Genomic DNA, 12,503 nt, shown 5'->3' with positions numbered 1-12,503 from the left:
CAAATGAAATATATAAAAGGTCATTTTAGTCAAGCGCCCTCACATTTGTCACCCGCACCTCAGTTCTTCTGTTCAATTGGTGTAAGGCTTCAGAACATTTAACACCATCTGCGCAATGGTTTCTAAGTCTTTTTTCGCCATAACCACGTGCCTGTAATCGTTTTTTGTCAATACCATGTTTAATGAGATAATTAACTGCAGAAATAGCTCTATTCTGGGATAATTTATCATTGTATGCATCACTGGCCCTACTGTCTGTATGAGAAGATAATTCAATATCAATCTCAGGATAAGTATTGAGAATCGTAACTAAACTATCCAATATTTTAGCCGCGTCAGCTCTGATATTGTACTTATCCAGATCATAATACAGATCATTTAATACGAATGTATCCCCTACTTTAAACCTGGATACTCTTTTAGCAGGACCTACAATTTTAGGTGTATCAATTTTTGGAGTAAAAGGATTGAGATAAAGAAGAACATCCATGGTATCTATTTTCGAGCAATCCGGAAAAATCAATCCGGAACTATCAGATTCATAAAAAGTTTTACTGGCCTTTACGCGATAGTGACTATTACAAGGCACAACATGATATGTCAGTCCGTCTTCATTTGTTTCATGATCTACCTTGCTATTTTCCAGCAAATTCGTCATTTGCACCAGTGATGATGAAATTGGTTCTTGGGTTTGTCGATTCAATACTTTAGTTCTGATAACGAGTGTTGTGGGTTTAGGTAATATTGCCTGCTTATCTTGTTTGGGTATTGGAAGCAGAACGGCATAAATATCGTCTGATCCCTTGCCATCCGGTCTGTTGGAAGACAAGTACATCTCATACTGATTCTTTACTACGAAATAGAAATCATCATATGTGCTATTGATCGGATAAAGAAGATTTTCGGAATGACTCCATGTGCTACGAGAACCAGAGGATTGAAATATATCATACCCCCCCATTCCTATATGACCCGTGCTGGCAAAGTAAATGTCCCCGGAATTTGGATCAATGACAGGAAAAGCTTCTTCGTCTGGCGTATTGATCAAGGCGCCACAATTTTTAGGAGCACTCCAATTACCATTCGCTTCTTTTTCACAATACCAAATATCTGTTTTCCCGTATCCACCCGGCATATCAGAAGCAAAATATAATACGTCTCCATTTTGTGATAAAGTGGCATGACCTATACTAAACTGTGTCCCTTTACCACTGATCAATTCTTTGGGTTTACTCCAGGTATTTACGCCTGTTTTGAAAATGTATAATATTTCAAGGTGTCTTGTTGCTATCCTGAATCTCTTAAATGGTTTTTGAAAATGATCATTTGCTTTTCTATATGTTCTTGTGTAATAAAGTGTGTCGAGATTTTTTGTGAATGCAACAGGTCCGACATGATAATCATAATCATTCATTTTTTGAATGATCTCATGAATCAGCGCACCTTGCTTCAATCGATTGGTGACTTGCAAACTGAGATAAGGGTTATCATTCCAGCTATAGATCCTATTATTGTTTGCATAGGCTCCATTGATCTTTCTTTTTTGTTCTGAAACATAGATCAACTCATCTTTATATAAAGAGCTTCCCCAATCAGATAAGTTTGTATTAATATCGATCTTATTCATGATTTCATGCCGGGTAGGATGATTCATCCATTCGATACCCTTTACAGTTCCTTGTATTCTTTGCAAGGCTCTTATCGAATCACCACTTTTTAATAAATATTGTTGGTACCAGTATATAGCAGTATCAGCTTTCTGTAAGGTTTTCATCAGGTCGGCTGCATGTAAAATAAGATCTGGTTCTACTATAGTATCTTTTTGTAACAGCTGTTGGTACCAATAAACTGCTCTTTCATATTGCAGCATAGATTCATAGCAAAATGCAGCCTTGAACAACCAGTCATTTTTAATTTTTCGTTGATCAAGCAGTCTTTCGTAGAGAGGCACTGCTAATGCGTATTCATATTTTATAAAATGTCTGTCAGCTATTTTATCTAAGGAAGGTTGTTCCTGAGCGCTGAGGGTGTAAGAAATGAAGATCAACAAAAAAAGAGAGTACTTCATAGAATAAGCAGCATTAAAAATATCTTGGACTAATTGTTCTTCCCTGAGGTTTGGTAAATCGAATACCAATACTAAGTTCATGAGAACCGTTTTGGTAATTATTCAACCCATTCAGCATCTGATCATATGAATAGCCTACCCGTAATTTATCTGTCAGGAATATTTCTGCGATCAAGCTAAACGCATCACGTTTATCAAGATCTCTGGCTAAATATTTTTTATCCCAGATAGATATTCCTGTTCTGTAAGACCCCCCGAGCCAGAGTTTCTCATCAAGTAAAGCAAAAACGGTAAAGTCAAAATTGCTAGGTCCTTTAAAATCTTCTTTCCACATAAAAGAAGGTTTGAGTTTTACCTGATCTGATAAAGTAAACATGGTCCCTGCATTCAGATAAATATGCTGTGATCTGGTCATTGTTGCATATCTGTTATTATTGAAGCTATAACCGAAATCAACATTATATCGACTCAGCAAATCCATTACTGATATCCCGATATAAGATTTAGGTGTATAATAAAAGATGCCAAAATTGGCGTCAGGAACAATACGTGTATGGCTTTGAATGGGTATGGCCTGATCATTATCATCCACGAACTTTAATGCACTTCCATCAATACGATATTGGGTTGCACCAAAGCCTAATCCCAAGCAAAATCTTCTGGTATCTTCATGATCAAGTTGAATACGGTAGGCATAGTTCGCGTATAGATTTGTAGCTTCCTGAGGACCTAGCTTATCTGTTGCGATCTGAAAGCCCCATCCAACAGATTCATTGTTTTTTAAACGAAGTCCATCAACTGATACTGCTCCACTTTCAGGAGCACCCGGAATGTTGACCCATTGTTTTCTAAAAACAGCACTGAGGTATACATCTCCTCTGTAGCCAGCATAAGCAGGATTCACTGTCAGTGGATTAAATACATACTGACTGAACTGAATCTGTTGCTGCGCATTCACTTTCTGAATTATGCATACCATTACTAGATATGCAATCAACAAACACCTTTTCATCACTTTCATATCAATAGTTACCATAAACATCATCTCAATATCTGAACCCATCCAGCCATCTTTTGAATACCAGATGTTGTTTTAAGGTTCAGGGTATAGTAATAAGTAGCTTCATTCAATCCATTCCCTGTCCAATCATTTTTATAATCTTTTGATTGATACACTACATTGCCCCATCTGTTATATATGATTAATTCAGATCCTGGAAAGCGGTTAAGCCCCAGGATGACGAACTTATCATTCTTACCATCTCCATTTGGAGTAAAGACTGAAGGAATAAAAAACTCTTTTCCTTCTACTAAGACTTGTCCACCTGTAATATTTGAAACTACTGATCCATTATTGCCGGAAACAGGATCCGACTGTTTAGCACGAACGGTAGCGCCATTCTTGATTTGTCCACCCGATAGCACTTTTACACGAATCACTAGACTATCTTTTTGTCCAACCAATAGTGTATCGATACGCCAGGTTATTTTTCGAGTAACCGGATCGTAACTCACTTTCCCAATATTCACCGTCATACTTCTTGGATCACTTAGATTGGCATATAAGCTATCTTGTACTACTACTTCAGTACCGATAGCAGGACCAAAATTTTCTGCAATCATTGTAAATCCGATCTCATCATTCACACTAATGACTGCAGGTGCTCTAAGGAATTTGGATATCTTGATATCCGCCTGATTGACAACCAGAATAGATAATGAAGCTGTATCACTTATGCCTGGGATCATTGGAGATGAGATCGTAGCTACATTTTTCAAGACCCCTGAATCTGCGAGTACCAATGTATACTTTAATATAGCTGAGTCACCTACACCCAAAAGCGGAATTGACCAGAATATTATGTTAGTAATGGATTCATAAGATGCAGTTCCAGCAGTTGGACTACCATTATTGATTTTTACGTTGGTAATTTTTGTAGCTACCGGAAGTATATCCAGTACCGAGATATTATGAACCGCTGTATTACCCGTACTCTTTGCAACAACAGTGTAAGTAACAGTTTCCCCAGTTCCATATTGAATCTTCGAAGGATCGATCCTTTTTTCAATTTCTAATTTTGGCTGAAGTGAAGGGGGCTCATTGATACTGATGTATACTGTGGCAGTATCACATAAAGCAATGGCATTACAGATTACATATTTAAATGAATCAAGACCGGTAAAATTATGGGCAGGTGTATAAGTGAATGTACCATCAGCATTCAATAAAACTGTTCCGTTTGCAGGAGGTAATACAGGTGTCGTTGTAACTGTTAATCCTGTATTCGTATTTGTTCCAAAATTATAATCGTTGGTCAAAACGTTTCCATTGACGGGAGTATTCTTGGTAGTGATCAGTGAATCATTAATGGCTACTGGAGGTTTCGGCGTGCCAGTAACGTTGATATATAATTTAGCTTCAGCACAAAGACCGTCAGTATCACATACACGATAAGTAATAGAATCAGTTCCAACATAATCGGTTGTTGGTGTATAAGTGTATGTACCATCAGTATTGAATACAATTGTTCCTCTAGTGGGTGAAACAATTAATGAAAGTGTTAAAACATCACTATCCGGATCAGATACTTTTGGCTTTAAGGTTCCGGTAAGTATTTGATCATTTCTAACTGTTTGTGTATCATTCAAAGCAACAGGAGGACAATTATTTTTTGTCACAGTAATAGTTGCGGAACAATTGGCATTGGCCAATGTAAACTGGTAAATACCTTTTTTAATCAGACCGATTATTTCACCATTACTATTGATCGAGGCTGCAGAAGGATTTGAAATTGATGTTGTCCAAACTTGTCCACTTAATGCAGGAGAAAGTTTAGCAGTAGTAACGCAGTTAATAATAATATTCGATCCTGCATTTACGGATTCAGCATTGGTTAAAATAATGTCAGCGACTGAAGCCGGACAAAGTCCATTGTTCACAGACCACCGTAAGGTAGTGCTGGTTCCTACAGGAATACTTGTAATTAATGTATTAGTAAGATTTGAGCTTATAATAGTGGCTAATCCACTTATGATACTCCAACTACCTGTACCCACAGTAGGAGTTAAAGCTGCCATGGTAAAAGAACCATTATTACAATTGACCTGATTAGTACCTGCATTGGCAACAGATGGAGCAGCGTTGTTGATCAAAGTGATATCAACTGTTGATGGTGTGCAGGTTCCGTTGCTTACTGTCCATCTGAGTACCACTATCTGTCCGGCCGTTACACCCGAAACATTTGTTGTCGTATTCGTTAAATTAGCAATCGTTGCTGTACCACTGATCACACTCCATGTACCGCTTCCTGTTGTAGGCACGGCTGCTTGAACCGTAAAGTTGCTGTTGTTACAATTGGTCAATGTTGCAGCGCTTACCAATGCTGCTGTGGATGGTGATGCATTGTTCACCAAAGTTATGTCCACTGTTGATGGTGTACAGGTACCATTGCTCACTGTCCATCTAAGTACAACCGTTTCACCTGAAGCTACACCCGAAACATTCGTTGTAGTATTCGTCAAATTAGCAATCGTTACAGTGCCACTGATCACACTCCATGCTCCACTTCCTGTCGTTGGTACTACTGCTTGAACAGTGAAGTTGCTATTGTTACAATTGGTCAATGTTGCAGGACTTATCAATGCTGCTGTAGATGGCAATGCATTGTTCACCAAAGTGATATCTACTGTTGATGGTGTGCAGGTACCATTGCTTACTGTCCATCTAAGTACAACCGTTTCACCCGCTTTTACACCAGAAACATTCGTTGTGGTGCTTGTCAAATTAGCAATCGTTGCAGTGCCACTAATCACACTCCATGTACCGCTTCCTGTCGTAGGCACTACTGCTTGAACTGCAAAATTTCCATTATTACAATTGGTTATGGTTGCAGGACTTATCAATGCGGCGGTGGATGGCGTTGCATTGTTCACCAAAGTGATGTCCACTGTTGATGGTGTACAAGTTCCATTACTCACTGTCCATCTAAGTACAACCGTTTCACCCGCTGTAACACCCGAAACATTCGTTGTAGTATTCGTTAAATTAGCGATCGTTGCAGTGCCACTGATCACACTCCATGTACCGCTTCCTGTCGTAGGTACTGCTGCTTGAACTGTAAAGTTGCTATTATTACAATTGGTCAATGTTGCAGGACTTATCAATGCTGCTGTAGATGGCAATGCATTGTTCACCAAGGTAATATCCACTATTGATGGTGTACAAGTTCCATTACTCACTGTCCATCTAAGTACCACTGTTTCACCTGAAGCTACACCAGAAACATTCGTTGTCGTATTCGTTAAATTGGCGATCGTTGCTGTACCACTGATCACACTCCAAGTTCCACTTCCTGTTGTAGGTACGGCTGCTTGAACCGTAAAGTTGCTATTGTTACAATTGGTCAGTGTTGCAGCGCTTACCAATGCAGCTGTGGATGGGGCTGCATTATTCACCAAAGTGATATCCACTGTTGATGGTGTACAAGTTCCATTACTCACTGCCCATCTAAGTACAACCGTTTCACCCGCTGTTACACTCGAAACATTCGTTGTCGTATTCGTTAAATTGGCGATCGTTGCAGTACCGCTGATCACACTCCATGTGCCACTTCCTGTCGTAGGCACGGCTGCCTGAACTGTAAAGTTGCTATTGTTACAATTGGTCAATGTTGCAGGACTTATCAATGCAGCTGTGGATGGTGATGCATTGTTAATTAAAGTAACATCAACAGTATTAGAAGTACAACCTGGACTGCTCACCGTCCAACGAAGTACTGCTGTATTTCCTGCAGTAACATTGGATACAGATGTACTTGTAGCATTTGCATTTGTAATAGTTGCTGTACCACTCACAACCGTCCAGACTCCCGTTCCTGCGGTTGGTGTTACTGCGCCTATATTAAATACATCATTATTACAATTCGTTAAACTTGCAGCTGTAGTTAAAGTTGCAGACGAAGGACCTAAATTATTGACTAGGGTAATGTCTACTGTTGATGGTGTACAGGTTCCGTTGCTTACTGTCCATCTGAGTACCACAGTCTGTCCGGCCGTTACACCCGAAATATTCGTTGTCGTATTCGTTAAATTGGCGATCGTTGCTGTACCACTAATCACACTCCATGTGCCACTTCCTGTCGTAGGCACGGCTGCTTGAACCGTAAAGTTGCTATTGTTACAATTGGTCAATGTTGCAGCGCTTACCAATGCGGCGGTGGATGGCAATGCATTGTTAATTAAAGTAACATCAACAGTATTAGAAGTACAACCTGGACTGGTCACCGTCCAACGAAGTACTGCTGTATTTCCTGCAGTAACATTTGTTACAGATGTACTTGTAGCATTTGCATTTGCAATGGTAGCAGTACCACTCACAACCGTCCAAACTCCCGTACCCACGGTTGGTGTTACTGCGCCTATATTAAATACATCATTATTACAATTCGTTAAACTTGCAGCTGTAGTTAAGGTTGCAGACGAAGGGCCTAAATTATTGACTAGGGTAATGTCTACTGTTGATGGTGTACAGGTTCCGTTGGTTACTGTCCATCTGAGTACCACTGTCTGTCCAGCCGTTACACCCGAAACATTCGTTGTCGTATTCGTTAAATTAGCGATCGTTGCAGTGCCACTAATCACACTCCATGTACCGCTTCCTGTTGTAGGCACTACTGCTTGAACTGTAAAGCTGCTATTGTTACAATTGGTCAATGTTGCAGCGCTTACCAATGCTGCTGTGGATGGGGATGCATTGTTCACCAAAGTGATATCTACTGTTGATGGTGTGCAGGTACCATTGCTCACTGTCCATCTAAGTACAACCGTTTCACCCGCTGTAACACCAGAAACATTCGTTGTCGTGCTTGTCAAATTTGCGATCGTTGCAGTGCCACTAATCACACTCCATGTACCGCTCCCCGTCGTAGGCACTACTGCTTGAACTGCAAAGTTGCTATTGTTACAATTGGTCAATGTTGCAGCGCTTACCAATGCAGCTGTGGATGGGGATGCATTGTTCACCAAAGTGATATCTACTGTTGATGGTGTGCAGGTACCATTACTCACTGTCCATCTAAGTACAACCGTTTCACCCGCTGTTACACCCGAAACATTCGTTGTGGTACTTGTCAAATTCGCGATCGATGCAGTGCCACTGATCACACTCCATGTGCCGCTTCCTGTCGTAGGCACGGCTGCTTGAACCGTAAAGTTGCTGTTGTTACAATTGGTCAATGTTGCAGGACTTATCAATCCTGCTGTGGATGGCAATGCATTGTTAATTAAAGTAACATCAACAGTATTAGAAGTACAACCCGGACTGCTCACCGTCCAACGAAGTACTGCTGTATTTCCTGCAGTAACATTGGATACAGATGTACTTGTAGCATTTGCATTTGCAATGGTAGCAGTACCACTCACAACCGTCCAAACTCCTGTTCCTGTGGTTGGTGTTACTGCGCCTATATTAAATACATCATTATTACAATTCGTTAAACTTGCAGCTGTAGTTAAAGTTGCAGACGAAGGACCTAAATTATTGACTAGGGTAATGTCTACTGTTGATGGTGTACAGGTTCCGTTGCTTACTGTCCATCTAAGTACCACAGTCTGTCCGGCTGTTACACCCGAAACATTCGTCGTCGTATTCGTTAAATTAGCAATCGTTGCAGTGCCACTAATCACACTCCATGCTCCACTTCCTGTCGTTGGTACTACTGCTTGAACAGTGAAGTTGCTATTGTTACAATTGGTCAATGTTGCAGCGCTTACCAATGCAGCTGTGGATGGGGATGCATTGTTCACCAAAGTGATATCTACTGTTGATGGTGTGCAGGTACCATTGCTCACTGTCCATCTAAGTACAACCGTTTCACCCGCTGTAACACCAGAAACATTCGTTGTCGTGCTTGTCAAATTTGCGATCGTTGCAGTGCCACTAATCACACTCCATGTACCGCTCCCTGTCGTAGGCACTACTGCTTGAACTGTAAAGTTGCTATTGTTACAATTGGTCAATGTTGCAGCGCTTACCAATGCAGCTGTGGATGGGGCTGCATTATTCACCAAAGTGATATCCACTGTTGATGGTGTACAAGTTCCATTACTCACTGTCCATCTGAGTACCACTGTCTGTCCAGCCGTTACACCCGAAACATTCGTTGTAGTATTTGTCAAATTAGCAATCGTTGCAGTGCCACTAATCACACTCCAAGTACCGCTCCCCGTCGTAGGCACTACTGCTTGAACTGTAAAGTTGCTATTGTTACAATTGGTCAATGTTGCAGCGCTTACCAATGCGGCGGTGGATGGCAATGCATTGTTCACTAAGGTGATATCTACTGTTGATGGTGTACAAGTTCCATTACTTACTGTCCATCTGAGTACCACTGTCTGTCCAGCCGTTACACCCGAAACATTCGTTGTAGTATTTGTCAAATTAGCAATCGTTGCAGTGCCACTGATCACACTCCAAGTACCGCTCCCCGTCGTAGGCACTACTGCTTGAACTGTAAAGTTGCTATTGTTACAATTGGTCAATGTTGCAGCGCTTACCAATGCGGCGGTGGATGGCAATGCATTGTTCACTAAGGTGATATCTACTGTTGATGGTGTACAAGTTCCATTACTCACTGTCCATCTGAGTACAACCGTTTCACCCGCTGTAACACCAGAAACATTCGTTGTCGTATTCGTTAAATTAGCAATCGTTGCAGTACCACTGATCACACTCCATGTACCGCTTCCTGTCGTTGGTACTACTGCTTGAACAGTGAAGTTACTATTGTTACAATTGGTCAATGTTGCAGCACTTACCAATGCGGCGGTGGATGGCAGTGCATTGACAGTTGTAGTGAGGTTTTTAATATTATTACATCCAACCCCTGAAGGCGCTCCATTACATTCCGTAGTAGGGTCTGTGGGCGGGGATGTATCATCATTCGTAGCGTCTGGATCTGTCACATCCGCAGCTCTTAAAATTCTCGCTGATGTATTTAAGTTTCCACCTGAAGGATACGATCCAATGGTTCCCTTTACCACGTAGGTAACTACAGCACCATTATCCATATTTAAAACATCTGTAAAAGTTGTTCCACTAAATGTACCTCCTACCCCCGTTGCAGTGCCACTAGTTACAGAGGCGGAGACCACAGATAAATTGGTTAACTCAGTGGGAACAACGAAACTAACAGTTACATCTCCCGAATTATTCGGGCCATTATTTCTCGCGATAAAAGTGTAGGTCACTTCCGTGCCTACACAAATATTGGTGAGGTTTCCGACTAAGCTCACAATTTCAAGATCCGCTACCTGACTTGTTATAGTTACATTTAGATTTTGATCTGCACTGAATACATTCGTCCAAGTATCAATAACTGCTTGATCTCCAAAAATACCTGCACCAGAGCCACCACCGGATGTACCCCATTTGTGTCCATTCGTTATACTTGATTGTCCCGATCCATTATCAAGATTTGTTAATGGCGATGAGGCTCCGACATCCCCGGTAAAATTCAAAAATTGATCATCCCAGTATACCGTATAATTGGGCGAACCAGTGCCATTCAATCTGGTAATCTGAATCCCGTTCAGATTCTTCTCTGCATCCGCCAAAGGAAAGTGAACTTCTCCGGCCAGTGTCACAGCGTTTACCTTAATCGTTGTTGTATTTGTTAACAAGTTTCCGAGTCCATCTTTACCATCCCATGCAATGGAATTTGCTCCGGCTACAGCATCGCCTCTTAACGTTAAATCAACATTATCCGTATAGTCGCCATCATTATTAGCATCAATTAAAATGCGGTAAGCTCCAGCCTGATTGGAATTAAAAGTGATAAATCCTCCCGTCAATGGAGCTGTAGTACTAAATTTTCCAGGTGTTCCCTCTTTCCCAACTAAAGCCAAATCAGTTAATGTTGGTATAACGGGTGCTGATGGAAAAAGCCAAGTAGATGAACTGCCATATATAGAATTCGCAATACTAGCTGTATCAGGTAGATTAACATTATCCGGAGTATTATAAAAAAGTTTATAAGTAATATTTGTCCCATCATCCGCATCGGAAGGAACATGATAGTCGTAAGGTTTGGAGGGATCACTGAAAGCATTTTCGACATCCGTATTTTTAGCACTACGGTATGCGGATAGTCCTGCATTCGCTCCTGTATTATATCGTACACCTTTATTATTTGCAAAAAAAGCAAACTGAAAAGGTCGAAATCCAGCTTTAGGTTCAACTAAGTATTGATATCCATCTTTTGATACTACATAAAATTTCGCCTTATCACAAAGAGAGTTTGCGCCTAATCCAAGATCAGCAGAAAAAACAGTCTGATACACTCGCCCAGTTTGACGAACTCCTGCAGTAACAACTGTTACATCCCATGCAACAATATACCTGCTTTTTGTTTGTTGATGGATGGTGGAAGTAAATCCATTTGCAACGGCTAAAGATGTCGCATTAAGGTCAGAATTTGCATCTGATCCGGGAATAGCAGTCTGATTAGGTGCTACAAAATCAATAACCCATATGCCTTCTTCGCCAAGTCCTACTGTTCTACTATAAGAAGTATAACCACCATCTCCTATTGTCAAACTTGGACCAACTTCTTCTTCAGATTGAAAATTTATTTTCCCAACAGTAGTGCTTGTCCCGCTTGTATACGTTGTTCCGTTAGGAGCAACCAGATTAATGGTTCCTGTTTGTGATGAAAATCCATCTCCTACAACACCTTGCGCACTTGAACCGACATGAATAACTTCACCGAATTTTGCATAAACAAATTGACGACCTGGATTAGGAAAACGAATACCTACTGCTGAGTTACTGGAAATAACTGCATTGGGTCCTGTTGTTGGCGTGCTTAATAATGAAGCCCGAAAGCCTGTACTACCCGTTTTAGGATACAAATCCTTACTCCCCTCCCCAAAAACCATCACAGTAGAAAAACAAAAAAATACAACACCTAAAAAACGCTTTACTATATTATTACGATTACCCATGAATCTCTCCAATGATTAAGTAATACAATGTTTCGTCCATTTAAAAAAGGACATTGGATTTCGTGGTCGATCAGGAAAGTTGGATGATTTTCACAGGAAATAATGAGACTACCATGTGAGTAATGATCCTATCTCAACATAGTCTTCCGGTAAAATTTGTGTAGTATTACAAGGGATATCGAAAGATGAATTCGCTTACGAAAATATTCTTTAAAGAGATTCCTTTTTCTTGCAGAAATAACCGAACAGATTTTAATAAAACAATTGCCAGTAAAGGATTTCAAAGAAAAAAGATAGATATTAAATAGTAGTATTTTTATTGCATTTCGTACTTAATAAAAAGCATTTGAACCTATTTTTATTACAGTCTTAATTGACAGTATTTTTTAATTTCTTTTTAAGACTCATCTCAGTCAAACAGACTTAATAGCTT

At 40.4% G+C, this 12,503-nt stretch carries 3 protein-coding genes; all 3 read right to left on the bottom strand.

Going from position 1 to position 12,503, the window contains the following annotated elements; all coding sequences use genetic code 11:
• Nucleotides 1–25: 25 nt before the first annotated feature.
• Nucleotides 26–2,149, bottom strand: coding sequence for an OmpA family protein (locus ABXG83_RS00120; protein ID WP_353549491.1), 2,124 nt, complete (start codon nucleotides 2,147–2,149; stop codon nucleotides 26–28).
• Nucleotides 2,082–3,047 carry a type IX secretion system membrane protein PorP/SprF gene (locus ABXG83_RS00115; protein WP_353549490.1) on the bottom strand — a complete coding sequence of 322 codons (966 nt, stop codon included), beginning with the start codon at nucleotides 3,045–3,047 and terminating at the stop codon, nucleotides 2,082–2,084. Before ABXG83_RS00115 ends, ABXG83_RS00120 begins: the two co-directional genes overlap by 68 nt.
• A gap of 62 nt (nucleotides 3,048–3,109) precedes the next feature.
• Complete coding sequence (locus ABXG83_RS00110; protein ID WP_353549489.1) at nucleotides 3,110–12,070, bottom strand: Ig-like domain-containing protein; 8,961 nt, start codon at nucleotides 12,068–12,070, stop codon at nucleotides 3,110–3,112.
• Nucleotides 12,071–12,503 lie beyond the last annotated feature (433 nt).

The organism is Sediminibacterium sp. KACHI17, assembly GCF_040362915.1.
Lineage (GTDB): Bacteria > Bacteroidota > Bacteroidia > Chitinophagales > Chitinophagaceae > Sediminibacterium.
Note: the sequence above shows the minus strand (reverse complement) of the source record. Positions and strands in the feature narration are given on the sequence as shown.

Coding starts and splice junctions, on each gene's coding strand:
- ABXG83_RS00115 (WP_353549490.1), bottom strand. CDS start 3,047: ATGGTATGCATAATTCAGAAAGTGAATGCGCAGCAACAGATTCAGTTC.
- ABXG83_RS00110 (WP_353549489.1), bottom strand. CDS start 12,070: ATGGGTAATCGTAATAATATAGTAAAGCGTTTTTTAGGTGTTGTATTT.
- ABXG83_RS00120 (WP_353549491.1), bottom strand. CDS start 2,149: ATGAACTTAGTATTGGTATTCGATTTACCAAACCTCAGGGAAGAACAA.